Raw genomic sequence first — 25,509 nt, 5'->3', positions numbered from 1 at the left:
CGGGCGCGGCTGCATCGGGGCGCGAGCCGGGGCGGTCCGGGCGGCACGCTCGATGGCGCCCGCACAAACGAAAGCGGCGACCCGAAGGTCGCCGCCGGCCGGTGGCGGAGCGTCCTTCCGCCGCCGGCTGAAACATCGATCACGAGTCCCGGGGGACGCGCCCGGCACCATGGCTGGCAGACCGTGCTGCCCAGGCCCGGCGCCACGCCCGTCGCGCGGCTCCGATCGCGGAGGAATGCGGGTCAGGCCGCAACCGCGCGCCGCGCCGCCTTGGCGCTGGCCTCGAACTCGCGGTCGATCGCGTCGTCGATCTCCTTGTACTGGAAGGCGACGCCGCGCGAGAGCGGCGAGTACTGCTTGCGCGGCAGCTTGAGCGCGTCGCCGCGTTCGCAGATCTGGCGCGCGAGGGCCGGAATCATCTGGGCGAAAGGCGAGGTCAGCGGCAGGGTGTCGTTGCTGGCGGCTTGGTTGCGGTTCATGGCGGGCTCCTGATTTCCTGTGATCGGTGCGATCTGGTCTGCGGCCATCAGCAGCGATGACCATGGACTGCACTGTGAACCGCCGCGCGCAAAAACTTTAGACGGCTGCCTTCTGTGTTTTGCGTCAGAAGATTTCCTACAAGGGCACCCGCTCGGTTGTGCCTGTCCTCGCCCGCGCGGGTGGCTCAGCCCGCCGCCGCTTCCAGTTCGCGCAGCATGCGGGCGACGCGGTCGGCGAGCTTCTCGGTCGATAACGACTCGCGCAGGCGCTCCACCATGAGGGCAAACGCGAAGGGCGTGGGGCGCGGCGGCGCGGTCAGCACCACCGGCAGCGCGCTCATGCGTTCGAGCGCGGCGCGCAGCCGGTCGAGTTCCAGTTCCTGGCTCAGCGCCTCGGCCTCGGCCTGGGCCAGCAGCAGGTTGGCCGGATCGTGCTTGCGAAACACTTCGTAGAAAAGTCCGGCCGAGGCCTGCACCTGGCGCGCGCTGTTGGGCGCCCCGGGATAGCCGGTGAACACGAGCCCCGAGATGCGCGCGATCTCGCGGAAGCGCCGCCGCGCCAGCTCGCTCGCGTTGAGCGATTCGAGCACGTCGTCCATCAGCCCGTCGGGCGAGAACAGCCCGCCGTCGATGAGCGAACGCCAGTCGAAAGGCTCGGCCGACAGCAGCTCGAAGCCGTAGTCGTTCATCGAGATCGAGAAGCTGTCGGCGCGATGGCGCGCGGCGCGCCAGGCGAGCAGCGAGCCGAGACCGATGTGCACCATGCGCCCCGCGAACGGATAGCAGAGGAAGTGATGGCCCTCGCGCGAGCGGAAGGTCTCGCACAGCAGATGGCCCGGCTCGGGCAGCGCCGACCAGCGCTGCTGGAGGTCGAGCAGCGGCTTGACGGCGGCGAGTTCCGGCTCGCGCAGGTCGCCGGCGTGGGCGCGTGCAATGGCTTGCAGGGCGGCGTCGGCCAGTTCGCTCGACAGCGGCATCTTGCTGCCGGCCCATTGCGGCACGACGCCCTTGCTCTTGGTGGCCTTGCGCACGTAGGCGGTCATGGCCTGCACGCGCACCAGCTCCAGCACCCGGCCCGCGAACACGAAGGCGTCGCCCGGCTTGAGGAAGGCGATGAAGCGTTCCTCGATGCTGCCGATGCGCCCGCCGCTGAGCCAGCTCACGCTGATCATCGCGTCGCTCACGATGGTGCCGACGCTCATGCGATGCCGCCGCGCGATCTGCGCCGACGGCACGCGATAGATGCCCGCGTCGTCGCGCGCGATGCGGTGGTACTCCGGATAGGCCGCGAGCGACAGGCCGCCGCCCTCGACGAAGCCGAGCGCCCAGTCGAACTCCGCGCGCGTCAGCTCCCGAAAGCTGTACGCAGAATGCACCTCTTCGAACATCTCGTCGGGCGTGAAGCCGCCGCCGAGCGCCATGCTCACGAGATGCTGCACGAGCACGTCGATGGGCTTGGCCGGCGCGGCGCGCGGCTCGACCCGGCGCGCGAGCGCGGCCTCGCGCGCGGCGGCGGCCTCGACGAGTTCCAGCGCCTGGGTCGGCACGAGCGTGACGCGGCTCGGCCGCCCCGGCGCGTGGCCCGAGCGGCCCGCGCGTTGCAGCAGCCGCGCGACGCCCTTGGGCGAGCCGATCTGCAACACCCGCTCGACCGGCAGGAAGTCCACGCCGAGGTCGAGGCTGGAGGTGCACACCACGGCCTTGAGCCGCCCTTCCTTCAGCCCGAGTTCGACCCAGTCGCGGATCTCCTTGTCGAGCGAGCCGTGATGCAGGGCGATGAGGCCGGCCCAGTCGGGCCGCGCGTCGAGCAGGGCCTGATACCAGATCTCGGCCTGGCTGCGCGTGTTGGTGAAGACGAGCGAGGTGGCGGCGGCGTCCAGCTCGCGCACGACGGGTTCGAGCATGCGGGTGCCGAGGTGGCCGCCCCACGGAAAGCGCTCGATCTGCGCCGGGATGAGGGTGTCGATGACGAGCCGCTTGGGCAGCTCGCCCTGCACGAGCACGCCGGGGATGGCCGTGGGCGCATCAGGCGTGTCGGGCGCGCCCGCCGCGGTGGCCGCGCCGGCCTCGGCGGCCCTGCCGCGCGGGCGACGCTGCGCGGGCGGCGCCGGCTCGCGCCCGCGCAGCGGCCACAGCAGCGCCGCGCGCGCCGTGTCGAGATTGCCGAGCGTCGCGCTCAGCCCCCACACGACGAGCGCGGGATTCCAGCGCGCGAGCCGCGCGAGCGCGAGCTGCACCTGCACGCCACGCTTGTTGCCCATGAGTTCATGCCATTCGTCCACCACCACCATGCGCACGCGGCCGAGCTGCTCGCGCGCGTCGGCGCGGGTGAGCAGCAGGGTGAGCGATTCGGGCGTGGTGACGAGGGCCTGCGGCGGCTTGCGATCGAGCCGGGCGCGCTCGGCGCTGCCGGTGTCGCCGGTGCGCGCGCCGAGGCGCCAGCCGGGCACGAGGGCGGTGGCGGCGTCGGTCAGGGCACGCGTGGTGTCGGCCGCGAGGGCGCGCATCGGCGTGATCCAGAGCACCGTGTTGGCGCCCGCGTCGGCGCCGAAGGCCGCGAGCGCGCCGAGCCAGACGGCGTAGGTCTTGCCGGCACCGGTGGTGGCGTGCAGCAGGCCGGAGCGGCCGGCGGCGATCGCGGCCCACACCTCGCGCTGGAAGGCGAAGGGCTTCCAGCCGCGCGCGGCGAACCAGGCGGCGGGGTCGGGGGAGGCCGACGGCGTGGCCTTGCCGGCGGCGGCCGGCCGGCGCGCGGTCGGGCTGGCGGTGCCGATGGCGACGTCCGCCATGGCCTGTGCCGCGCCCGCGCCCCGACGCGGCTTGCGGCCCTCAGCCGGCATTCACGCCGCTGTCGCTGGCCACGCGCGCGAACTGGCGGCGCAGCGCCTCGTACAGCGTCTCGGGCGCGACCGGCTTGGCGAGGTAGTCGTCCATGCCGGCGGCCAGGCAGCGCTCGCGGTCGCCGACCATCGCGTTGGCCGTCATCGCGATGACCGGCAGCCGCGCGAGACGCGGATTGCGGCGCAGCTCGCGCGTGGCGGTGTAGCCGTCCATCACCGGCATCTGCACGTCCATGAGCACCGCGTCGTATTCGGCCAGCGCGAGCCGGTCGAGCGCCTCGGCGCCATGGCTGGCGATGTCGAAGGCGATGCCCTGGGTGCGCAGCATCTCGCCCGCGACGAGCTGGTTGAGCGGGTTGTCCTCCACCAGCAGCACGCGTCGGCCCGCGAAGTCGGCCTCCACCACGACCGGCGCCGGTGCCTGCGGACGCGGCGCGGGCGCCGGCGTGGCCACCGGATCGGCGAGGCCGAAGGCGAGCGTGACGGTGAAGGTCGCGCCCATGCCCGGCGAGCTGGCGACCGCGATGTCGCCGCCCATGCGGCGCACCAGCCGGCGCGTGATCGACAGGCCGATGCCGCTGCCGCCGTGCCGGCGCGTCGACGAGCCGTCGGCCTGGCTGAAAGGGCTGAACAGCCGCTCGACCGTCGTGGGCGTCATGCCCAGGCCGGTGTCGATCACGGCGAAGCGCAGGCGCACGCGGCCGGCGCCGTCGGTGCCGGCCGCGGCGACGGGGGCGGCGGCCACGAAGTCGGCCGCGGCCTGCGCCGTGCCGTGCAGGCCGGTGACTGCCAGCGGCACGGTCGCGGTACCCGCGTCCTCGTCGGTGGCCAGCTCGCACAGCAGGCTCACGCCGCCGCGCTCGGTGAACTTGACCGCGTTGCCGAGCAGGTTAGTCAGCACCTGGCCGAGCCGCATCGGATCACCGACGAGCCCGTCGGGCACGCCCTCGGCGCGGCGCACGCGGAACTCCAGCCCCTTCTGCTGGCACACCGGCTCGATGATCGATTCGGCGCCCTCCAGCACCGCGTCGAGGCTGAAGGGCCGGTGCTCGACCACGAACAGTCCGGCCTCGATGCGCGACAGGTCGAGCAGGTCGTCGAGCAGGCTCATGAGCGCGTTCGCCGCCGCCCAGGCGTTGACCAGCAGGTCGCGCTGGCGCACGTCGAGCCGGGTGGCGAGCGCCTGCCGCACCAGCCCGAGCACCGCGTTCATCGGCGTGCGCACCTCGTGACTGATGTTGGACAGGAACTCGCTCTTGGCGCGGCTCGCGTCCTCGGCGGCGATGCGCGCCTGGGTCAGCTTGAGCGCCTGCTGCTCCATGTCGATGACGCGCGTGACGTCGGAGAAGGACAGGATCGCGCCCGGGATGTGGCCGTCGATCTCGGGCGGCAGGCGGCGCGTGTTGACCGCCAGCCAGCGATGGCCGCCGCCCGGCTGGGGCACGCCCACGAGGGTCTGGCTGGCCAGCACCGACAGCGCGCGGCGCGACGGATAGTCGTCGCGCGCGAGCGGCTCGCCGTCGCGGTTGACGAGGGAATAGTCGCCGGCCGACAGCGCGGCATCGTCGGCATTGAGCAGGGTGCGCGCCGCCGCGTTCGACGACAGCAGCGAGCCGTCGGCGCCATACACCAGCACGCCCTCGGCCAGCAGCTCGATGGTCGTGCGGTGGCGCATCTCGCTGGCGCGCAGGCGTTCCTCGAGCCGGCGCCGGTCGGTCACGTCGTGCACGATCGAATAGAGCAGCGTGCGGCCGCCGCGCTCGACCGGCCCCGAGTACACCTCGACATCGCGCAGCTGGCCCGAGGCGGTGCGGTGGCGGAAGCGGAACTGGCGCCGCCGCTCGCGCCGGGCGTCGTCCATCTCGCGCGCGATCTGTTCGGGCGTGAGCGTGTTGAGGTCGCCGATGCGGCGCGTGAGCAGCTCCTCGTGCGTGTAGCCGTAGAAGCGGCAGGCCGCCGCGTTGGCCTCGACGATGGCGCCGGTCTCGGGATCGACCATGAGCTTGACCGACAGGTTGCGGTCGAACAGGTTGCGGTAGAGCTGGGCGTTGTCGGCCAGCGCGATCTGGTCGCGCCGCGCGCGCCACAGCAGCAGCATCACGCCGCCCGTCAGCAGCACGAACAGCACGGTGATGCCGGCCCCGCGCAGCCGGCCGCGCAGCATCGCGCGCTCCGAACCCGCCAGCACGCGCGCGGTATCGAGTCCGACCGTCGTCACCAGCCCGAACTCGGGCAGCCGGCGCCAGGCGTAGATGCGCTCGGTCTTGTCGAAGGTGCCGGGGCTCATGAACCAGCCGCTCAGGGGCGCGTCCGGACGCAGGAACTCGCGGTCGGCGCGCACCTTGCGGCCCAGCACCTCCTCGCCCGCCGTGTTGCGCGCGAGAAAGCTGCCGTCGCTGCGCATGAGCACCGCCACATCGCCCTTCGGCAGACCGATCTCGCCGAGCTGGGCCGACAGCGCCGCCGGCGCGAGCGAGATCACCGCCACGCCGTCGAAATGCCCGTCGCGGTCGATGCGGCGCGAGAACTGCACCGTCCACTGGTTGGACACGCGGCCGAGCAGCGGCGCGCTGATGAACAGGCGGTCGTCGGTGCTGTCATCGGCATGCACCGTGAAATGCTCGCGGTCGCCCAGGTGCAGCGGCTTCCAGCCCGGCAGGCTGGAATAGGCGAGATTGCCGTCGGCGCCGATGACACCGATCTGCACCAGCATGCCGGGCGGGAAGCTCGCCGCGATGGCGCGTGCCTCGGCATCGAAATCGGGATTGCGCTCGGGCGGGCGGCGGCTCAGGAACTGGAGCGCCACATCCACCGCGCGCACCGTCGCATCGACCCTGCCCGCGACGGCCTGCGACAGGCTCAGGCCGAACTCGGTCGCGTCGCGCACGGTGTTGGCGCGCAGCTGGTCGATCGAGCGCTCGATGCTCCACCAGTAGCCGCCCAGCGCGACCAGCCCGACGATGAAGACGGCGGCGATCAGCGCATTGAAGCGCCGCGCGATCTCGGCGCGCGGATCACGCGGCTCGGCTGGCGCGCCCTCGCCGTCCGGCCCGCCCTGTCCGCCGCCGGCGCCCGCCGCGCCCTGCCCGCCCGTGCCGTGACCGCCCGCCGCGAGCAGCCGTGCCATGGCCTCGCCGGTACCGGTGGGAGGCGTGGGCGCGGGCGGCGGGCTGCTTGGGGTGGGCGAGGACATGACCTGATTCGTGGCGCGCCGCCGCCCGATAGCAGGCGGTCACGACGCGATTGGCACGAACTTACAACGGCCCGGCCCGCCACGCGCTGACCGAAGCCGCCACCGGTTACATCTCGCGGACAGCCGCGCGGACGGGTGTTGCTGGCGGACTCCCGCGCGTCGCCGACGCGGTCCGACCGCGCCCGGCCGGCGCCGCGCCGGTGTCGGCGGCTCAGCCGCCCAGGTCCATCCCGCGGAACACCGAGCAGCGCTTGAACACCTCCAGCGTCGGCGCGCAGTCCTTGTGCGAGCAGTACTTGGCGGTGAGCTTGGCCAGACCCTTGATGTCGCGGCCGGTCGCGGCCGGGAAGATGTCCGACAGCTGCTCCAGCAGCTCGGGCGCCACGTCGAGGCCGAACTGGCCGGTCATCACGCCCCAGATCTTGCGGCGCGCCGCGCGGTCGGGCGGGTTGAACTTGATGAGCGCGATGCAGCGGGAAACGATCGCCTCGTCGATGTCGTCGACACGGTTGGTCGTGAGGAAGAGCAGCCCGTTGAAGTACTCCAGCACGCGCAGGAACACGCCGACCACCGCGTTGGCGGTCATGTTGTCGTCGCGGCGGCGGATGTACACGTCGGCCTCGTCGATGAGCATGACCGCGCCCCAGCGCTGCGCCCGCGTCAGCACGTCCTTGAGCGCGGTTTCCATCGCCGCCACGTTCAGCCCGAGCTGGCCCGAGTGAACGCGGTAGAGCGGCCGGCGGATGATTTCGGAATACACCTCGGCGGTGAGCGTCTTGCCCACGCCGGCCGGGCCGGCGCACAGCACCGTCGTGCCGCCCGACTTGCCGGCGACGATGTCGTCCATCAGCACGTCCATCTCGGCGGTGAGGATGTCGATGAGGTCGGTCTGCTCCTCGGGCAGCACCAGCTTCTGCTTGAGCAGCGGCTGGTATTCGTACAGCGCCATGTCCTCCACATGCACCCACAGGTAATGGTGCAGGTCGAGGTGGAACATGAAGATCAGCGGATGGACGGGCAGTTGCGTGAACAGGTCGCGGCGCAGCTCGTCCTTGAGTTCCTTGACCTCGTCCTCGGCGTCGTAGCGGTTGGACTTGGCCGCCTTCTGGAGGTAGGGGCCGAGGATGTCGCCGGTCGCGTCGAGCGTGAGCGCGCGGGTCGCGAGGATGCCTTCGTCATTCACCAGCCGGGCCGCTCCGCCGCCGGTGCTCAGCACCACCACGTCCTTGCGCGACCAGTCGGTGTCGCGGTGGGTGCTCGTGGGATCTTCGGCGTAGAAGGCCGTGCCCTGGCCGCTGAACTGCTGGCCGTAGCGCGCGCGCCAGTCGAAGTAGATCTCGGTGGTGCGGTCGTAGGCCTCGATCAGCTCCGGCGTCTCGTGGATGTAGCCCTTGGCCGCAAAGATTTCGGCCACCGTGCGGTCGGCCATCTCGGTGCCGTTGATGCGCAGCGTCACCGTCGCGAGCGTGCCCTTGGCATTCGCCTTCAGCTCCAGGAAGACCTTGCCGGTCTCGTCGTTGGACGAGGGCGTGAAGTCGATGCGCGTCACCACATAGGGCAGCGGCCGCGAATTGACGCTCGCGGTGAACAGCCAGCCGCGCTGGGCGTCGGTGGCGAGCCAGCGCGCGATCGCGGGCACGAGCTGCTCCAGGTCGTCGGCCTTGAAGCGCTCGCCGTCGTCATTCAGAGCCTTGTGCAGCGTGGCGATCTGGGCCGCGCGCAGCTTCATGGTCGGGCCGCCCTGCTCGTACAGGTTGCCGAGGAAGGCCAGCTCGCTGGCGCCGATCTGGCTGAAGTTGACCTCGACCTTGCTGCCGAACTTGAGCTGGTCGTTCAGGTGGGCGAGATGGGGAAACTGCTCGACGAGGGCAAGCGCATGGGCGCGCTCGATCTGGAGTTTCATGGGCTGGCTCCGCGCGGAGGGAGGTTGGCGGCGCGCGGACGCGACAAGGCCGCCGGTTTTTGTCGGCTTTGTCGGGTGAAGGAGGTCGCGCGCCTCGGCGGGCGCTGTAGTGCAGGGTTCATGCCGTGCGGTCTTGCCACGATGCGAGAGCCGGATTTGCGCTGTAACACCGCCGCATTTGCCGGCTTTGCCCGAGCATTCCAGTCGGCATTTTTTGCGCTGCGGCAGACGCCGGCACAGACCGGCGGCGCCGTCCCCTCCACTCCGCGGCCCAGAACCATGAACCACCCCTCGCCCGCCGGCGCGAACGGCGAACCAGGCTTTTCCTCCTCCTCTTCCGCGCATCTGGCCGCCCCCGTCACGCGGCGCCGCCGCGGCCGTTCGCTCAGCCTGAGGCTGGTGCTCGCGGCCGTGGCCTGCGCCGTCACCAGCCTGATCGTGACCTGCCTGTTCATCGCGCGCGCCGGCGGCCGCATGGCCGAGGACGCCGCGCTCGAACGCGCCACGCTCGACGCCGAACGCCTTGCCGCCAACGTGGGCGACGACCTGCGCGCCACCCTCGGCGTGGCGCGCGGCATGGCGGCCCAGCTCGCCGCCGCGCGCGGCGCCGGCCGCCAGCCGACGCGCGAGCAGCTCGACACCCAGCTGCGCGGCCTGCTCGACTCGCGGCCCGACTGGTTCGGCGTGTACTCGGTGTGGGAGCCCGACGCCTTCGACGGCCGCGACGCCGCCTTCGCCGGCAAGTACGCGGGCACCGACGCCACCGGCCGCGTGCTGTCGTACTGGAACCGCGGCGGCGGCGGCATCGCCCTCGAAGCCGTGAGCGAATACGAGACTGGCCACAACGACTGGTACGCCCAGCCGCGCCGCACCCTGCGCGACGCCCTCATCGACCCGACCGTGTATTCGGCCGGTGGCCAGATCCAGTGCGGGAAGAAGTTGGCGCACACGCGATCGCCCGGCTTCCAGCCCGTCACGCCGGCGCCCACTTCGACGACCTCGCCCGCGCCGTCGGAGCAGGGAATGACCGGCTCGGGGCTGCGCGCGAAGTAGCTGCCGGTGGCGACCATGAGATCGCGGTAGTTGAGCGAGGCGGCGTGCAGCTTGAGCCTGACCTCGCCCGGACCGGGCGCGCGCGGGGTTTCGGTGCTGGGCGCGAGGGCGTCGATGCCCGCGCCGAACAGGATGCGGTAGGCCTGCATGGGTCTCCTCCAGAGGAAATGACGGCCGGCGTGCGCGCCGGCTCGACGGGTTCGCGGTCGGCCGGAACGCCGGCCCGCCCGGCAAGGCTAACCGCGTCGCGCGGCCGGCCGTCCGCGAGCCCCGCGCCCGTCATGCCTGTAACAGCCTGCAAGCCCGCGCGCCGCGCCGGCCGCCCGCGTGCCAAACCCACGTCCGACTTTCAAGCAAAGCGCCGGCCATGCGACCGGCGCTCCGACGACGATGGATGACTTCGCGAGTGCCGCGATGCTGCGGCTGCTGCTGCGCGCGATGCTGAGGCGCGGCCTCGACCTGCCCATGCCCGTGCCCGAGGGCGGCACGGTGCCGCTCGCGGCCAAGCGCCTGCTGCTGGGTCACATCGCCCGGCAGCACGGGCCGGCGCGGCTGCTCGACCTGGCGCAGGACCTCGACGCGGTGCAGGGCGAGCCGCTGCACCAAGTACTGACCGGCGCACGCGATCTCGACGATCTGCTGCGGCGCTGGCAGCGGCTGGAGCAGTACGTCCACTCCGCGCATCGCGTGCTGCTGCTGCATGCCGATGCCGACGGCGCCGAACTGCTGCACGCGGCGCGTCGTCCCGGCGATCCGCCGCCCCATCCCTTCGAGAACCTCGTGGTGCTGGGCGTGCTGTGCGGCGCGCTGCGTCGGCTCGTGACGGGGCCACTCACGCTCGCGCTCGATGGCGTGGCGCTGCCGCCCGCCGCGGACGACGGCTCAGCCGGCACGCCCGGCGCCATGGCGGACACGACGGCGGGTGATGGCGACGGCAACCGCGACGCCGGCACCGGCGCTCCTTCGCCCCACCCGCTCGGCGCGCTGATCGCCGCCGGCCGCACCGCGCGCTGGCGTTTCGGCTGGCAGGGCATGGCAGTGAACGATGCAAGGACGCGACCGGCCGGTTGCCCACCCGACCTGTGCGACGCCCTCGGCTGGCCCGCGCCCGCGCGCTTCATCGCGCGCAAGGTGCTGGCGGAGGGCGGCGCCGGCCAGCGCCTCGACGGCGTGGCGCGTGAACTCGGCCTCGCGCCGCGCACGCTGCAACGCATGCTCGCGCGCGACGGGCTGAGCCTGACCACCATCGTCGCCGAGGCGCGGGTACGCGCGGCCGCCTGGTGGCTGCTCAACACCGGCGTGGGACTGGCCGAGATCGGCTATCTCTGCGGCTTCTGCGACCAGCCGCACTTCACGCGCGACTTCCTGCGCCGCGTCGGCCTGACGCCGGCGCGCTACCGCGAGGCCGGCGGCACGGACGCGAGGCTGCAAGCGCTTGCGCCGCCGCTGCGCGCGGTCGCCTGAACGCGGGCGCGGCGCCCCACGCCCGCCACGCGCCCGACAGCCCCCCGGCTCGCCGCATGGCCGTGCGCAGCAGCGAGGCGATCACGGCTCCAGTCGCTCCCACACCTGGGTGCGGCCGATCAGCGGCACGCCAATGAAGCCGCGCACCTCCAGCCGCCTGCCGTCGTCCAGCTCGGTCAAGCGCACCGAATAGACCTTGCCCGACTTCGGATCGAGGATGTCGCCGCCGCCCCAGTTGGCCTCGCCATCGCGGCGCACCCCGCGCAGGATGGTCAGGCCCTCGATCGGCTGGCCCTTGCGCTCGTCGCTGCACTTGACGCAGTCGGGCGTGGCCGGCGGCACCAGCAGCTTCTCGATGCGGCCGCTCAGGCGGCCGTCGCGTTCGGTGATGCGCACATGCGAGCGCGGCTGGCCGGTCTCGTCGTCGATGGTCTTCCACAGGCCGACGGGCGTGGCGCCAACGGCGCCGGTCAGGCCGGCCAGTAGCGCGGCGAGGGTCAGAAGCTTCATTCCGTTCTCCGGTTTCACCAGGTTCGCAGGATGCGGTAGACCAGCGCCGGCGACAGCCGCATCAGCAGCTTGAGCAGGCGCGTCTTGCCGATGCAGATCTCGTCGCGGCCGGCGCGCAGGCCGGCCACCAGCGCCTCGGCCACGTCGGCCGGCGCGAGCTTGCCGCTGCCGCGTCCGGTGGTCATGCGCGTGTCCACCAGCGGCGGCAGCGCCTCGACCACGCGCACCCGCGGCGCGACCTCTTCCACCTGGTAGCGGAAGGAGCGCGTGAACGAGCGCAGCGCCGCCTTGCTCGCGCAGTACACCGGCGAACTCTTCTTGGGCGCGAGCGCGAGGCCGGTCGTGATGTTGACGATGGCCGCCTCGGGCTGCTCGCGCAGCAGCGGCAGCAGCGCGGCGCCGAGCAGCAGTGGCGCCTCCAGGTTGAGCGCGATCTCCTCGCGGCTCGTGGCCTCGATGTGGCTCATCGGCGCGGTGGTGAAGTCCACCAGATGCTGCACGCCCGCGTTGTTGATGAGCAGCGAGAGATCCACGTAGCGGGTGCGCAGCTCGGTCAGCAGCGCGCGCCGGCCCTCGGGGCTGGCGAGGTCGAGCCGCAGATGGCACAACCGGGGCGACTGCGCCTCGTCGGGCGCCGGCCCGTGGCGCGAACAGGTGACGACCGTGCAGTCGAGCGCGAGAAAGCGCTCGACCAGGGCGCGGCCGATGCCGCTGCTGCCGCCTGTGATGAGGACGGTCCTGCCTTCAAGCTGCATTCAGGGCTCCGTTGAGGCGCGCGCGCACGAGTTCGGCCACATGGCGCGACGAGCGCACCGCCGCGCCCGCATGCTCGCCGGGCGGCCAGGCGGCCGCGCCCGCGTGGAAGAGATCGGTCTCGGGGCTGTAGTTGGGCGGGCGCCCCAGGCCCGAGGGCGTGATGAGCGGCGTGACCCGCGATTCGAGCCCGTGGCGCTCACGGAACTCGTCGGGCGTCACGAGCTGGCTGGCGCGCAGATGGCGCGACAGGCCGGGCAGCAGCCGGTCGAGCCGGCCGAGCACATGGTTCTGCGCCGCGCGCCGCATGGCCGGGTCCTGGTCGCGGCCCTCGGGCAGATAGAAGTAGACGTTGGCCGTGCGCAGCCCGCCCTGGTCGCCGAGATCGCTCGAAAACACATGAAAGCCGAAGTCGTCGGGCAGATGGCCGTCGCGGATCGCGCCGAACCAGTCGCGGATGCCCGCCGGGTAGTGCAGATGCGTGTGCACGCCGCGCGGAAAGCGGAAGGCCGCGTCGAAACTCAGCAGCAGCACCGAGGCCCCCAGCCCCGGCCGCAGGTCGGGCGGGAAATGGCCGGGCTTGGGCTGGGTCGTGACCACGATGCCGGCCGTGATGGCGCCGAGCGCGGTCTCGACGCGGTGGCCGCGCCCCTCGCGCCGGATCGCGCGCACCGCGCAGCCGGGCAGGATCCGGCCGCCGAGCGCGAGCAGCCGGTGCGCGAAGGCATCGGCCAGTGCCTGCGGCCCGCCGGCCGGCGTGACCGGCGTGGCATAGCCGTAGCCGAAGCGGAACTCGTCGTCGAGCGACTCGACGCGGAAGTCCTCGGGCGACACGCCCATCAGATAGGCCGGCAACAGCAGCAGATCGGCCGCGCGGCCGGTGATGCCGCAGTCCGCCACCAGCGCCGCGAGCGAGGCCGGCGGCGCCGTGCGCGCACGCCGCAGGCCGCGCACGTAACGCAGGATCGAGCCCAGATGCGGCAGCAGTCCGGCCACGGTGCGCAGATCGGGCGGCAAGCGGTAGTCGCGCTCGGGCATGACGATGCGCGTGGCGCTGCGCTCGAAATGGTGCTCGATGCCCAGCTCGGCCAGGTCGCCGAGCAGCCCCTTGCCGAAATCGTTGCAGGCGATCACGTAGCGCAGGCCGTCGTCGGCCTGGAACGTGCCGCACAGGCCGCCGATGCGGTCGAGCCGCTCGAGCACCAGCACCGACAGTCCGAGCTGGCGCAGCCGGATCGCGGTGGCCAGGCCGCCGAGGCCGGCGCCCACCACCACCGCATCGACCGAGGCCGGCAGGCGAAGGTCGTGCAGGTTCATGACGCGAGTCCGAAGCGGCGCACCAGCCGGTCGGCGCCGCGCAGGGCCAGCGCCACCAGCGTGAGCGTCGGGTTGACCGAACTGCCCGTCACGAACTGGGCCGAGCCGCCCACCACCACGTTGGCCAGTTCGTGCACCTTGCCCCAGCGGTCGACCACGCTGGTGCGCGGGTCGTCGCCCATGCGCATCGTGCCGGCCAGATGGGCCTCGAAGGGCTTGGCGGTGAGGTGCACCGTGCCCGCCCCCGCCGCGCGGAACAGCTTCGTGAGCGTGGCGCCGGCCGCGTTCCAGACCGCGAGGTCGTTCGCGTGCCAGGCGTAGTGCAGATGCGCCTGCGGCATGCCGTGGGCATCGACGCGCGAGGACGACAGCGTGATGCGGTTGTCCCGCACCGGCAGCCCCTCGCCGAACACCACCGAATACAGGCTGCGGTCGTAGCCACGCATCGCTTCCTTGAGCTGGCTGCCCCGCAGCGTGCCGAGCGGATCGACCGCCACCACGCCGGCGCCCGCGCCGTTCAACGACTCGATGACGTAGCCACCGACGTGCGACTGCCCGCGCCGCGCGACCGCATGGTCGAGCGACACGATGTTGCCCATGTTGTAGCCGATGCCCCCGTTGACGCACTGGTCGGTCACGCCCATGCCGACCAGTCCGATGTGGCCGAACAGATGGCGTCCGACCAGGTCATTCGTGTTCGCCAGCCCGTTCGGATGACCGGGGCCGGCGGAGTTGAGGAAGAGGCGCGGCAGCTCCATCGGGTTGTTGCACACGATGAAGATCCGGCCGCGCACGCCGCGCCGCGTGCCGCTTTGCAGATCGACGTACTCGGCGCCGGTCACGACGCGCCGGTCGCGCCCCGTGACGAGGCGCAGCACCTCGGCACGCGACACCAGCTCGACGCTGCCGCGCGCCACCAGCGGCCACAGCAGCGCTCGGTCGGCCTGGAAGCGCGCGTCGATGCGGCAGGACGAGCGGCAGAAGCCGCAATGCACGCAGGCCGGCCGGCTCGCGGTGGCGCGCGACGAGATCGCCACCGGCCCCGGCGCGCCGCGCATGCCGAGCTGGCTCAGACCACCGTCGATGAGCCGCGACGAGCGGTAGTAGTCGAAGGCCGGCGTCGGGTAGGGCTGGCGGCGCTGGCCGGGCCAGGGCAGCGGCGCGCCCGACACGCCCATCAGGTTCTCGGCCGCCGCGTACCAGGGCGCGAGCGTGGCCGCGTCGAAGGGCCAGTCGGCGAGGTCGGCGCCGTCCACCGCGCCGAAGGTCGAGCGCATGCGGAAGTCGTGTTCGAGAAAGCGCAAGCAGACGTTGGTCCACACCAGCGAGCCACCGCCCACGCCGAGGCCGAAGTTGGGCGCGCCGCCGAAGGCGCCGCCCGTCACCTCGTACTGCGACGACGGCCAGACCCGCTCCCACATCGCCAGCTCGCTCTCGGCGAACTGCCGGCGGTGATCGGGATAGTTCGCGCCCTTCTCCAGCACCAGGATGCGCAGGCCGCGCCCGGCGAGCCGGTCGGCATACACCGCGCCGGCGATGCCGCCGCCGATGATGACCACGTCGTACAGGGGCGTGGGCCGCGCGCCGGCGGGCGTCGCCGGCTGGAAGTCGTCGAAGGAGGACAGGGATTCCGCCATGGATGCAATCCTTTGCAAGCCCGGGTCAGGCGCCGCGCGGGCGGCAGGCCTCGGCGTCGGGGTCGGGATGGCCGCCGCAGTCGATGCTCGGACCGGGCAGGCCGATGTCGAGCCAGGCGACGGGCTGGGCGTAGTAGTGGAAGACCGCGAGCGAGCGGATGCCGCCCCACAGCGCGGCGAAGGCCGGATCGGTGGCGACCACGTCCACCACCTGGGTCTGGCGCGCCGCGTCGAGCGCGAGGAAGCCGCTGCCGAAGCGCGCAAGCGCGAGCTGGTCGATCGCGCCGAGGCCGGCTTCGAGCGCGGCGCCGCCGTCGTCGCCACGCGCGAGCAGGCCGGCGATCACGTACTGCGGCGTGCCGAGTGCCGAGGCGGCCGGCGTGCGGTCGGCCGGCAGCAGCACATCGACCACGCGGGTCAGGATCGCGGTCGCGTTCGGACTCAGGCTGGCGACGGCGGCGCGCGCCGTGCCGGGCAGCAGCGCCAGCGTGGCGGCGAGCGAGCCGGCGCCCAGGAAGGCGCGACGTTGCAGGAAGGTCATCACGCCGGGCTCTCCTCGCGCGGGCGGGCGGCGGCCGTCCGCAGTTGCTCGTGGAGCGCGCGCAGGCGCACGCGCTGGATCTTTCCGCTCGGCGTGACCGGGATGGTCTTGCCGTCGAGCGCCACCACCTCGCGCACCGGCAGCGCGAAACGCTCCAGCAGCAGCTGGCGGATGCGCAGCTCGCGCGCAGCGTCGGCCGCACTCGTGCCCGTGGCTGCGCCGATGCCGGCTGCGGCGGCGCTGGCGCCGGCATCACCGCCCGCGCCACCACCTGCACCGCGCCGCTCGTAGAACAGGGTGACGCCGTGCCCTTCCTCGCCTGCCGCGTGCGGCAGCTGGATGCACGCCACGCGCTGCACGTCGGCGCAGGCGTCGCGCACCACGGCCTCGATGTCGTAGGGAAACCAGTTCTCGCCGTTGATGACGAACATCTCGTCGGTGCGGCCGAGGATGACGAGCCGGCCGTCGACGATCTCGGCCATGTCGCGCGTGTCGTAGAAGCCCTCGGCATCGACGATCGGCTTCACCTCGCCGGCGACCAGCGCGGTGCGTGCCACCGACGGGCCGCGAATGAGCAGCGCGCCGTCGCCCTCGCGCAGCCTGACCTCGAAGCCATCGACCAGCGGACCGCAGGTCACATGGCAGCGGTCGCCGCGCCGCAGCGAGCGATAGCCGTCGAACGGCGCCTCGATCGACACCGCGAGCGTGGCCTCGGCCAGCCCGTAGCACGGCGACACCACGCCCTCGCGCAACCCGTGGGCGCCGAACACCCCTTCGAAGCCGGCCACCGTGGCGAGCCGCACCGGCTCGGCGCCGACGCCGAACCAGCGCATCGAGCCGAGATGCGGCACCGCCTTGCCCGACGCCGCGCGGCGCAGCAGCAGGTCGTAGCCGAAGTTGGGCATCGAGCAGATCGTGCCGCGATGGCGCTCGATGAGCGCCAGCAGATGCAGCGGCCGGCGCACGAACATCGCGGGCGGCATGAGCACGAGCGGCATGGCCGTGTGCAGCGACATGAGGAATTTTCCGATCAGCCCCATGTCGTGATAGAGCGGCAGCCAGCTCACCATGCAGTCGCGTTCCGGCCCGAGGTCGAGCCGCGCGCCGATCGCGTCGAGGTTGGCGCGCAGATTGGCCTGGGTCACGCGGATGCCCTTGGGCGCGCTGGTGCTGCCCGAGGTGAACTGGATGAAGGCGATGTCGTCGTCGGCCAGGTCGGCGGGCTGTTCGGACTGGGCGGCGAAGTCGCCGATGTCGATGTCCAGCTCGTGATAGCAGGCGGCGTTGGCCGGCTCGGTCAGCGTGTTCGCCACGATGCAGGCGGCGGCGTCGGGCAGGTCGGCCGCGGCGGGCGGCGCGCCCTTGCCGAGCCGCGCGACCAGCTCGCCGATCTCGACCAGCCGCAGTGCCGGCGCCAGCTCGGCGGCCAGGGCGCGCAGCACGGTGGCGTCGCCGGCGCCGTGCAGATAGACGCCGAACCACGGCAGGATCGGCCCGATGCGTTCCTCGAAGCGGCCCGCGTTGGCGAGCGCGTTGCGCGGCGGCAGCGGCACCGGCGTCGCGCCCAGCCACATGAGGCCGAGCCACACCAGCGGGAAGTGCGGGGTGGTTTCGGCGCACAGCAGCACCGCGTCGCCGCGCCCGATGCCGACCTCGCGCAGCAGCGCCGCCATGCGCGGCGCGTCGGCCGCGAGTCGCGTGTAGGGCAGGAACACCGGCTCGGGCGCGCCCTCGGTCATCACGTGGATGCCGCGCCCGTCCGACTCGCGCAGCCGGCGCCAGAAGCCGTCCGGCGTCACGCGCGAGGCGGCGCGCGGCGCCACCGGCGCGGCGGCACGCGCGTCATCCGCGCCGCGCGCCGCGCCCGCTTCAACCCGCGAAGACATGCGCGCCTCCCGCCGCCTGTGGCGCCACCAGCGTCGCCAGATGGCGGCGCACCGCGTCGATGAGCTGCTGCACGCTGCGGATGGCGCGCGCCTCGTCGAGCGTGACAATCATGTCGAACTCGTCCTCGACCGAGGCCATGAGTTCGAGCAGGCCGATGGAATCGAAGCCCAGCTCCTCGACCAGCAGCTTGGACGGCGTCACCGTCTTCGCCGTCTGCAAGGCCTCGGTCACGAGCTGGATCACGCGGGTCTGGTACTCCATGGATGGCTCCTCCCGGCTCAACGCCGGATGTCGGGGAAATGACGGCGGAAGACGTCGAGCGCGCGGTCGAGATCGGCGCGCCGATGCGTGGCGATGTAGCTGGTGCGAAAGCCCGCGGCGGCCTCGGGCACGGCCGGCGGCCCGACCGGGTTGACGTACACGCCGGCTTCCATGAAGCGCTTGTAGGCCGACAGCGCGAGCGTGTAGTTGCCGAGGATGACCGGCACGATCTGGGCGCCATGGAAGGGCGCGTCGTAGCCGATGGCGCGCAGCTCGCCCGCCATGTAGGCGGCGTTGTCGAGCACGAGGGCGCGCCGTTCCGGCTCGCGCCGCACGATGTCGAGCGCGGCCAGCACGGTGGCGATCACCGAGGGCGGCAGGCTGGCCGAGAAGATGTGGCCGCCGCCGTTGTGCTTGAGGTAGTCGATGACCGTACGGCAGCCGGCCACGTAGCCGCCCAGCGCCGCGAAGGACTTGCTGAAGGTGCCCATCACGAGGTCCACGTCGGCCTCGACGCCCTGCAGCTCGGCCACGCCGCGCCCGGTCGCGCCGAGCACGCCGACCGCATGCGATTCGTCGACGAACAGCCGCGCGCCGTGCTCGCGCGCCAGGGCCGCGATGCCGCGCAGGTCGGCGATCGTGCCCTCCATGCTGAACACCGAGTCGGTCACGATCATCCGGCGCCGGCCCGAGCTGCGCAGCAGCAGCTTGGCCAGATGGCCGAGGTCGGCATGGCGGTAGATGAGGCAGTCGGCGCCCGACAGGCGCACGCCGTCGTACAGGCTGCGGTGGTTGCGCGCGTCCATCAGCACCACGTCGCCGGGGCCGCACAGCGCCGACAGCGCCGTGAGATTGGTCTGGTAGCCGGTGCTGCACAGCGCGACCGCGTCGCGGCCGAGAAAGTCGGCCAGCTCGGCTTCGAGCCGGTTGTGGATGTCGAGCGTGCCGTTGAGCAGCGGCGAACCCGAGCAACCGCTGCCGTAGCGGTCGATCGCGGCCTTGGCCGCCTCGCGCACGCGCGGATCGTCGGCCAGCCCGAGATAGGAATTGGTACCGAGCAGCACCCGTTCCCGGTTGTCCGAGAAGGTGATGACCGAATCCTGCGCGCAATTGAATTCGGGATACAGGCCGTAGATGCCGCCGAGCCGCATCGCATTCGCGCGCTGGTAATTACCGATGCGCTGGAAGATGTCGGTATCGCGCAGCGGATTCTGGTCTTCGCGGATCCGTCGCTCGAATGCCGCCAGATCCTCGCGCCGGGTACCGAGGCGTTCGCCGGCGGCATGCGCGGTGTTGTCGGGCATTTCGATCGCATCGGTCAGCAATCGTGCCAGCGTGCCGCTGAAACGCGGCTCCGACACATGCCGCACGAAATAGGCGAGCGGCCGGATTTCGGCGCCCAGCGTCATCTTGGGCGTGTAATTGGTGATGCCGAATTCGATGCGCGAGCAGCCCAGCTCGATTGCGCGCGCCACCGACAATACGCTCGCCGCGCGATACAGATTGGCGTCGCGGTAATGCTCGAAATCGTAATCGACACCCCAGTCGAGCATGATGTAGTCGTCATCGCCGATCAGATTGAGCATGAAAGCGATCAATCGCCCTTCATGCCTGAAGGTGATGATCTCGCTCGATTCGCCCAATTGCTCCGAGCATTCGGCGAAGAATGCCGCCGTCAATTGCTCGCGGCTGTAATCGGCGGCGCGCGCATTCACATTGGCCCAGAGCCGCGCCAGTTCGTCGGCCAGCGGCGCGAAGTCGCGCACGATCTCGTGGCGGATGCCGAATTTCTCCTCCAGCCGCAGGCTGTTGCGCAGCTTGAGGCGGGTCTTGCTGTCGAGCGCGGAGAGGTAGGCATCGAGGCTGTCCCAGCGCAGCGGCAGCACGGCATTGGGAAAGCCGATGCTCGGCACATAGCCGAGCGGCGCGAGCGCGGCGCGGTATTGCGCGTAATGACCGATGCCGATATCGCGGTAGAGGATGTAATCGGCGCGTGATTCGGCGGCGATGCGGCGCAATTCGGCTTCGAGTTCGATCAGCACGTCGTCGAGCAGCAGGCTGTCGGCCAGCGCCAGCCCTTCGCCGATCATCGTGAAATAGCCGACCTCGACGATCCTGAATTTCATGAAGCCCGGAAACCATTGCTTCACGGTGCCGCGCGCATCGGCGGGCAATTTTGGATCGAAACTCGAAAAGTCGGTTTCGCACACGTACACGTTGGCGTGCGCGACCAGCGCACCGCCGAAACGCAGCGTGAGGTAATACGTTTCGATGTCGTTGACGCGCGCCCGCTCGACCACCGCGAGAAATTCACGGCGCATCGGTGTCGGAATGGCAAAACCGCCGCCCCATTCCGAAGCCGGCAGATGCTCGACCGAACGCACCGTCTCGATCACAAGCCGATCCTTTTCCATGCCTCGCTCCGCAATTTTCCGCGCAGCGCCGCATTGACATCATTCTGTCAATTGCTGCCACGGGATTGGCGGATTCTGTTTCAGACGGAAATGAATGGTCTTGAATTTTCGCGCCACGCGGGCGCCGGTAATTCGGAGTGATTTGCCGGGGAATGATTGGGTGAAAAACCTAGCGCGAATGCGGATCGGGTGCGCAGGGTGGGTGGTTACCGGTTTGCGGAAAGTCGCGCGCGGCACGCGGCAGTGCGGTGCCGGCGGCGGGGAAGTGGCGCGGAAGGGACGCGGATTGGGCGCGGCCCGCACGGCGGCGGGCCGGCGATGCGGAAGGGACTGGCGCGTCGGCCAACGACGTGGAAGGGAGCGGCGCCTCCACCGGCCATGCGCCAGAGGCCGGCGCGTCGGCCAGCCGTGTACGAAAGTGCGGCGGCGCGCGCCTCAGCCGTGCCGAGACTGCGCCTGCGTCACCACGCTGCCCGGCGGCAGGCTCTGCGTCACCCACACGTTGCCGCCGATGGTCGAGCCCTTGCCGATCGTGATACGGCCGAGCACGGTCGCGCCGGCGTAGATCACCACGTCGTCCTCGACGATCGGATGGCGCGCGTTGCCCTTGACCAGCGAGCCGTCGTCGGCGGTCTCGAAGCGCTTGGCGCCGAGCGTGACCGCCTGATAAAGCCGCACGCGCTCGCCGATGATGGCCGTCTCGCCGATGACGACGCCGGTGCCGTGGTCGATGAAGAAGCTGCCGCCGATCGTGGCGCCCGGATGGATGTCGACGCCGGTCTGCGCGTGCGCGATCTCGGCGATCACGCGCGCGAGCAGCTTGCTGTCGAGCTTGTACATCTCGTGCGCGATGCGGTGATGGATGATCGCCCGCATGCCGGGGTAGCTCAGCAGGATCTCCGCGGTGCAGGTGGCGGCCGGATCGCCGGCGTAGGCGGCATGCAGGTCGCTCACGAGCAGGCCGCGGATCTCGGGCAGGCGGGCGGCGAACTGCGCGGTCACGCGCGCGGCGTCGGTAGCGATCTCCTCGTCGCTCAGCTCGGTGTGGGCGGCGTCGAAGCTCATGCCGCGCCGCACCTGCTCGCGCAGCAGGCTCAGCGTTTCGTTGAGCGTGTGGCCGACGAAGAAGTCGATGCTCGCGTCTGTCAGCACGCGGCGGCCGAAATGCGTCGGGAACAGCGCGGCGCACAGCCCGTCGAGCACGCGGATCAGCGCCTCGCGCGACGGGTATTCGCGGATGCGGCCCCGGTGGCGGATGTTATGGGTGACTTCGCGCGATTCGCGCAGCCGCGCGACGATATCGACGATGTCCCAGTGCGGGCGGTCGGCGGTCGGGTCCTTGGGCGTGTCCATCGGCATCTTCTTGTGATTGCGGGTTGTCGGAGGGGCTTGCCTCGCGGCCGCGCCGGCCGGATCGCGGCCGGGCGCGCCGCCGCGGGGCCGGTCGCGCTGGCGGCGGGCGCGATGGGCGCCGCCGCCGGTCATGACTTTACGCCGCGCCCGCGCCACGCCCGGCGGGCACGGCCTGCTCGCGCCACGCGGCGAGTTCCTCCAGATCGACGACCGACAGCAGCGCGCCGAGCGGCTCGCCGTCGGCCGCGAGCGGCATCGCGCGCCGCCGCACCGCGATGCGCCGCGTGCGCCCGCCGGGCAGCGCGGCGCGGTACACGCCGCCGTCCCAGCGCGGATCGGTCACGCGGCGCACCGGCTGCTGCTCGGGCGGCAGCGGCTGGCCGTCGGCATCGCACAGCGGCAGCAGGCCGGAAGCGATCGCGCATTCGTCGCCGCCGAGCAGCAGCGTGGCTGCGCGGTTGCACGACAGCAGCCCGCCCGCCTCGTCGAACAGCAGCACGCCGTCCGGCACCGACTCGAACAGCGCGCGGTAGCGCGCCTCGCCCACGCGCAGCAGCGATTCGAGCCGGGCGCGGTCGGTCACGTCATGCACGATCGCGTAGAGCAGCGGCCGGCCGTGCATTTCCAGCGTGCCCGAGTACACCTCGACCTCGCGCGTGCGGCCCGACGCGAGCCGGTGCGCGAGCCGCAGGTGGTTGCGCCGCTCGCGCCGCGCCGCCTCCAGCTCGCGCGTCATCTGCTGCGGACTGAGCGGGTTGAGGTCGGCGATGTTCAGGCTCTCCAGCGTCTCGCGCGGATAGCCGTAGAACTCCGCCGCCGCCGGGTTGGCCGCGACGATCGCGCCCGTGGCCGGGTCGATCAGCAGCTTGACCGAGCGGTTCTTCTCGAACAGGTTGCGATAGCTCTCCTCGCTCTCGGCCAGCTGCTGCTGGCGCGCGCGCAGCCGCAGCAGCAGCACGATGACGGTCGCGAGCAGCATGAGCGTGAGCGTCGAACCGACGATGGCGCTGCCGCGCACGCGTTCTGCGCCGACCTCGGCGAGCGCCAGCGCGTCGGACTCCGACAGGCCCACCACCGCCGTGAGCGGCAGGCCGTTCTCGAGCCGGCGCCAGGCGAAGATGCGTCGCATCTCCGGCTTTACCGCGCTCGGCGCGCTGAACACGCCGCTCGCCGGGGCGCCGGGCTGGAGGAAGGGCCGGTCGGCCGGCACCGAGTGGCCGAGCACCTCGTCGAGGCTGGCGGCGCGCGCGACGAAGGCGCCGCCGTCGCGGATCAGGCCGGCCATGTCGTCGTCGTCGAGGCCGAGCTGAGCCATGCGCCGCGACAGATAGCGCGGCGACACCGACAACACCACCACGCCCGCGAAATGCCCGTCGCGCAGCAGCTTGCGCGAGAACTGCACCGTCCATTCGCCCGACACCCGGCCCAGCACCGGCGCGCTCACGTACATCACGTCACGCGTCGGATCGAGATGGACGCGGAAATGGTCGCGGTCGGCGATGCTGGCCTGGGGCCGGCCCGGCAGCGTGGTGTGCAGCAGATGGCCGCGCTCGTCCACCACGCTCACCTGGAGCAGCGCGCCCGGCGGCAGCATCGACTCGACCACGCGCGCCGTCTCGCGGAAGCGCTGCTCGTCCTCGATGCCGCGGTCGCGCAGATAGCCGAGCGCGAAGTCGATGCCGCCGAGCGTGGCGTCGAGCTGGCTCGCGATGGCGTTGGCGAGCCGGCGCGCATCGACCTCGCTCTGGGCCGTCGCCGCCGCGCGCAGCCGCTGGGTGGACGAGTCGAGCGCGGCCCAGTACAGGCCGACGAGCGCGACCGTGGCCGCGATCGTGAACAGCACCGCGAAATTGAAGCGCGCCGGCGACAGCCAGTCGCCCCGGCTCGCGTCGATGACCGAGCGCAGCGCCGCCCGCGCCGACGCGCTGGCCGACGCGCTGGCCGACGCGCCGGCCGTCGGGCGCCCGGCGGCGCCGGACTGCGTCGCGGCCTTCATCGTGGCCCCGCCAGTGGCAGCTCGACGCGGAAGGCCGAACCTTCGCCCGGCACGCTGTCCACATCGATGCGCCCGCCGTGGGCCTCGACGATCTGCCGCACGATGTAGAGGCCGAGGCCGAGGCCGCCGCGCCCGTGCTCGCCGGTGACGCGCTCGAAGGGCTGGAAGATGCGTTCGCAATCCTCCTTGCGGATGCCGATGCCGTGATCGCGCACGGTCAGCACCGCGCGCGCGCCGACGGCGGAGCCGACCGCGCTCCGGTCGGCGGGCATGGCATCGCCCTCGTCTTGCGTCCCGCCCTCGACCGCGAGCCGCATGGCGATCGGCCGCCCGCCGCCATAGCGCAGCGCGTTGGTCACCAGATTGGTCGTGACCTGCTCCAGCCGCATCGCGTCCCAGCGTCCGACCAGGCTGTCGGGCAACGCCAGTTCGCAGCCGCCGCAGCCGCGCAGCTGCTCGGCGAAGCGCTCGGCCACCCGCCGCACGATGGCGGCGAAGTCGCAGGGCGCCGGCTCGATCGACAGCTTGCCGCTGCGGATGCGCGAGATGTCGAGCATGTCGTCGATGAGACGCACGAGGCCGTCCACCAGCTCGCCGTCGGTGGCGACCATGCGTTCGAGCTTGTCCGGCGCGAAGGCGTCGAGATTGCCGCGCGCCAGATGCCGCGCGCGCAACTGGCATTGCAGCCGCAGCGCCGTGAGCGGCGACTTGAGTTCGTGCGAGGCCATCGACATGAAGTCGTCGCGGATGCGCACGGCGAGGCGCAGCTGATCCTGCGTGGCGCGCAGCTCGCACAGCAGCGCCTCCTGCTCGGCCTGGCTGCGACGCAGCGCCTCCAGCTGCTCGCGCAGCGCGACGCGCTGCCGGTACAGCTCGACGAACACGTTGACCTTGCTGCGCACCGCGTGGGCGTCGAGCGGCTTGTGCAGGAAGTCGACCGCGCCGGTCTCGTAGCCCTTGAAGGCGGCGTTCATCTCACGCCCGCCGGCGGTCACGAACACGATCGGGATGTGGCGCGTGCGCGCGGTGCCGCGCATCAGCTCGGCCAGCTCGAAGCCGTTCATGCCGGGCATCTGCACGTCGATGAGCGCGAGCGCGAAGTCGTGCAGCAGCACGAGTTCGAGCGCGGCATCGCCCGAGCGGGCGCGCAGCACGTCGATGTCGTCGCGCCGGATCAGCGCTTCGAGCGCGAGCAGGTTCTCGGCGCGGTCATCGACGATGAGCACCTGGGCGCGGGCCGGCGGCGGGCCTTCGGGCGCGGGCAGTGCGGGGGGCTGGACGAGATTCATGTCGGGGACTCCAGCGCCGAGAGATAGCGCCCGATGTCGGCCGCGCCGAGCACGGCGGCGGGCCTAAAACGCGCGAGCGCGGCGTCGGGCATGGTTGCCACGCGCGCGTCGGCCGGGTGTTGGACGAGGGTGAGGCCGCCGGCGCGCCAGATGGCCTCAAGGCCGGCGGCGCCGTCGTCATTGGCGCCCGAGAGCAGCACGCCGATGGCGTCGGCGCCGAGGGCGCTGGCGGCCGAACTGAACAGCACGTCGATGGACGGCCGCGAGAAATGCACCGGCGCGTCGAGGTCGAGCGCGAAGCAGCCCTCGCGCTCGATCAGCAGGTGGTAGCCGGGCGGCGCGAAGCGCAGGCAACCGGCGCGCAACGGCTCCTTGTCGGCGGCCTCGGCCACGTCGAAGGGCAGGCGCGGCGCGAACACCTCGGGCAGCAGGCTCGGCTGGTCGGCCGGCAGATGCACCACCACCACGAGCGCCAGCGCCACGCCGGCGCGCAGTTGCGGCAGCAGCGCGCCGAGCGCCTCGATCGCGCCCGCCGAGCCACCGATGAGCACGGTGCGCGGCACGCCGGCCAGCGCATGGCGCAGCTCGCTCGGACGGCGGAGGGTGCGCAGCGGCATCG

Annotated in this window: 18 protein-coding genes; 1 reads left to right on the top strand and 17 read right to left on the bottom strand. The window is 71.9% G+C overall.

Features of this window, described 5'->3' with window-relative positions; genetic code table 11:
- Nucleotides 1-242 precede the first annotated feature (242 nt).
- From H566_RS0115795 to H566_RS29725, 5 genes are all read right to left on the bottom strand, one after another.
- Nucleotides 243-479, bottom strand: a complete 237-nt coding sequence (locus tag H566_RS0115795; protein WP_028312192.1) for a hypothetical protein — start codon at nt 477-479, stop codon at nt 243-245.
- Between the two features lie 185 nt (nt 480-664).
- The gene (locus H566_RS25670; RefSeq protein WP_051378856.1) at nt 665-3,268 is read right to left on the bottom strand and encodes a ligase-associated DNA damage response DEXH box helicase; all 2,604 of its coding nucleotides are present in this window, start codon (nt 3,266-3,268) and stop codon (nt 665-667) included.
- Nucleotides 3,269-3,308: 40 nt separating this feature from the next.
- Nucleotides 3,309-6,512, bottom strand: a complete 3,204-nt coding sequence (locus tag H566_RS27615) for a response regulator (protein ID WP_084545185.1) — start codon at nt 6,510-6,512, stop codon at nt 3,309-3,311.
- Between the two features lie 211 nt (nt 6,513-6,723).
- Entirely contained in the window at nt 6,724-8,415 is a 1,692-nt protein-coding gene (locus tag H566_RS0115780; protein ID WP_028312191.1) for an AAA family ATPase, read from the bottom strand.
- Nucleotides 8,412-9,485 carry an alcohol dehydrogenase catalytic domain-containing protein gene (locus tag H566_RS29725; RefSeq protein WP_245591391.1) on the bottom strand — a complete coding sequence of 358 codons (1,074 nt, stop codon included), beginning with the start codon at nt 9,483-9,485 and terminating at the stop codon, nt 8,412-8,414. The genes H566_RS0115780 and H566_RS29725 overlap by 4 nt, the downstream gene beginning before the upstream one ends.
- A gap of 373 nt (nt 9,486-9,858) precedes the next feature.
- On the opposite strand from H566_RS29725, the gene H566_RS25660 reads away from it, so the two are divergent.
- Nucleotides 9,859-10,932: a helix-turn-helix transcriptional regulator gene (locus H566_RS25660; protein WP_051378854.1), complete on the top strand. Its 1,074-nt coding sequence runs from the start codon at nt 9,859-9,861 to the stop codon at nt 10,930-10,932.
- A gap of 81 nt (nt 10,933-11,013) precedes the next feature.
- On the opposite strand, the gene H566_RS0115765 is transcribed toward H566_RS25660, so the two are convergent.
- From H566_RS0115765 to H566_RS0115710, 12 genes are all read right to left on the bottom strand, one after another.
- Nucleotides 11,014-11,442, bottom strand: coding sequence for a DUF2147 domain-containing protein (locus tag H566_RS0115765; RefSeq protein WP_034411996.1), 429 nt, complete (start codon nt 11,440-11,442; stop codon nt 11,014-11,016).
- A 14-nt stretch (nt 11,443-11,456) separates the two neighbouring features.
- Entirely contained in the window at nt 11,457-12,197 is a 741-nt protein-coding gene (locus H566_RS0115760) for an SDR family oxidoreductase (RefSeq protein ID WP_028312189.1), read from the bottom strand.
- Nucleotides 12,187-13,512, bottom strand: a complete 1,326-nt coding sequence (locus H566_RS0115755; protein ID WP_028312188.1) for a phytoene desaturase family protein — start codon at nt 13,510-13,512, stop codon at nt 12,187-12,189. The genes H566_RS0115760 and H566_RS0115755 overlap by 11 nt, the downstream gene beginning before the upstream one ends.
- A complete protein-coding gene (locus H566_RS0115750; RefSeq protein WP_028312187.1) occupies nt 13,509-15,149 on the bottom strand; it encodes a GMC oxidoreductase in 1,641 nt (546 codons plus the stop codon). Before H566_RS0115750 ends, H566_RS0115755 begins: the two co-directional genes overlap by 4 nt.
- A gap of 25 nt (nt 15,150-15,174) precedes the next feature.
- Entirely contained in the window at nt 15,175-15,690 is a 516-nt protein-coding gene (locus H566_RS0115745) for a gluconate 2-dehydrogenase subunit 3 family protein (protein WP_028312186.1), read from the bottom strand.
- A complete protein-coding gene (locus H566_RS0115740; protein WP_028312185.1) occupies nt 15,690-17,576 on the bottom strand; it encodes an AMP-binding protein in 1,887 nt (628 codons plus the stop codon). Before H566_RS0115740 ends, H566_RS0115745 begins: the two co-directional genes overlap by 1 nt.
- Nucleotides 17,560-17,838 carry an acyl carrier protein gene (locus H566_RS0115735; protein WP_028312184.1) on the bottom strand — a complete coding sequence of 93 codons (279 nt, stop codon included), beginning with the start codon at nt 17,836-17,838 and terminating at the stop codon, nt 17,560-17,562. The genes H566_RS0115740 and H566_RS0115735 overlap by 17 nt, the downstream gene beginning before the upstream one ends.
- 17 nt (nt 17,839-17,855) lie before the next feature.
- The gene (locus tag H566_RS0115730; RefSeq protein ID WP_211238110.1) at nt 17,856-20,252 is read right to left on the bottom strand and encodes an aminotransferase class I/II-fold pyridoxal phosphate-dependent enzyme; all 2,397 of its coding nucleotides are present in this window, start codon (nt 20,250-20,252) and stop codon (nt 17,856-17,858) included.
- Nucleotides 20,253-20,687: 435 nt separating this feature from the next.
- The gene (gene epsC, locus H566_RS0115725) at nt 20,688-21,611 is read right to left on the bottom strand and encodes a serine O-acetyltransferase EpsC (protein WP_028312182.1); all 924 of its coding nucleotides are present in this window, start codon (nt 21,609-21,611) and stop codon (nt 20,688-20,690) included.
- Nucleotides 21,612-21,741: 130 nt separating this feature from the next.
- Nucleotides 21,742-23,601 carry a PAS domain S-box protein gene (locus H566_RS25655; protein WP_051378853.1) on the bottom strand — a complete coding sequence of 620 codons (1,860 nt, stop codon included), beginning with the start codon at nt 23,599-23,601 and terminating at the stop codon, nt 21,742-21,744.
- Nucleotides 23,598-24,890, bottom strand: a complete 1,293-nt coding sequence (locus H566_RS0115715) for a hybrid sensor histidine kinase/response regulator (protein ID WP_051378852.1) — start codon at nt 24,888-24,890, stop codon at nt 23,598-23,600. The genes H566_RS25655 and H566_RS0115715 overlap by 4 nt, the downstream gene beginning before the upstream one ends.
- On the bottom strand, nt 24,887-25,507 hold the full coding sequence (locus tag H566_RS0115710) for a chemotaxis protein CheB (RefSeq protein WP_084545183.1): 621 nt from the start codon (nt 25,505-25,507) through the stop codon (nt 24,887-24,889). Before H566_RS0115710 ends, H566_RS0115715 begins: the two co-directional genes overlap by 4 nt.
- Nucleotides 25,508-25,509: the final 2 nt, after the last annotated feature.

Origin of the sequence: Derxia gummosa DSM 723, assembly GCF_000482785.1 — a bacterium.
Classification (GTDB): domain Bacteria; phylum Pseudomonadota; class Gammaproteobacteria; order Burkholderiales; family Burkholderiaceae_E; genus Derxia; species Derxia gummosa.
The sequence above is the reverse complement of the archived record's forward strand: the minus strand, read 5'-3'. Positions and strand labels throughout refer to the sequence as shown.

Bases quoted from the DNA above. Each gene is read 5' to 3' on its own strand.
- H566_RS0115795 (WP_028312192.1), bottom strand. From the start codon at position 479: ATGAACCGCAACCAAGCCGCCAGCAACGACACCCTGCCGCTGACCTCG.
- H566_RS0115710 (WP_084545183.1), bottom strand. From the start codon at position 25,507: ATGCCGCTGCGCACCCTCCGCCGTCCGAGCGAGCTGCGCCATGCGCTG.
- epsC (WP_028312182.1), bottom strand. From the start codon at position 21,611: ATGCCGATGGACACGCCCAAGGACCCGACCGCCGACCGCCCGCACTGG.
- H566_RS0115755 (WP_028312188.1), bottom strand. From the start codon at position 13,512: ATGAACCTGCACGACCTTCGCCTGCCGGCCTCGGTCGATGCGGTGGTG.
- H566_RS0115740 (WP_028312185.1), bottom strand. From the start codon at position 17,576: ATGTCTTCGCGGGTTGAAGCGGGCGCGGCGCGCGGCGCGGATGACGCG.
- H566_RS0115745 (WP_028312186.1), bottom strand. From the start codon at position 15,690: ATGACCTTCCTGCAACGTCGCGCCTTCCTGGGCGCCGGCTCGCTCGCC.
- H566_RS27615 (WP_084545185.1), bottom strand. From the start codon at position 6,512: ATGTCCTCGCCCACCCCAAGCAGCCCGCCGCCCGCGCCCACGCCTCCC.
- H566_RS0115780 (WP_028312191.1), bottom strand. From the start codon at position 8,415: ATGAAACTCCAGATCGAGCGCGCCCATGCGCTTGCCCTCGTCGAGCAG.
- H566_RS0115750 (WP_028312187.1), bottom strand. From the start codon at position 15,149: ATGGCGGAATCCCTGTCCTCCTTCGACGACTTCCAGCCGGCGACGCCC.
- H566_RS0115760 (WP_028312189.1), bottom strand. From the start codon at position 12,197: ATGCAGCTTGAAGGCAGGACCGTCCTCATCACAGGCGGCAGCAGCGGC.
- H566_RS0115730 (WP_211238110.1), bottom strand. From the start codon at position 20,252: ATGGAAAAGGATCGGCTTGTGATCGAGACGGTGCGTTCGGTCGAGCAT.
- H566_RS0115765 (WP_034411996.1), bottom strand. From the start codon at position 11,442: ATGAAGCTTCTGACCCTCGCCGCGCTACTGGCCGGCCTGACCGGCGCC.
- H566_RS25660 (WP_051378854.1), top strand. From the start codon at position 9,859: ATGGATGACTTCGCGAGTGCCGCGATGCTGCGGCTGCTGCTGCGCGCG.
- H566_RS0115715 (WP_051378852.1), bottom strand. From the start codon at position 24,890: ATGAATCTCGTCCAGCCCCCCGCACTGCCCGCGCCCGAAGGCCCGCCG.
- H566_RS29725 (WP_245591391.1), bottom strand. From the start codon at position 9,485: ATGGTCGCCACCGGCAGCTACTTCGCGCGCAGCCCCGAGCCGGTCATT.
- H566_RS0115735 (WP_028312184.1), bottom strand. From the start codon at position 17,838: ATGGAGTACCAGACCCGCGTGATCCAGCTCGTGACCGAGGCCTTGCAG.
- H566_RS25655 (WP_051378853.1), bottom strand. From the start codon at position 23,601: ATGAAGGCCGCGACGCAGTCCGGCGCCGCCGGGCGCCCGACGGCCGGC.
- H566_RS25670 (WP_051378856.1), bottom strand. From the start codon at position 3,268: ATGGCGGACGTCGCCATCGGCACCGCCAGCCCGACCGCGCGCCGGCCG.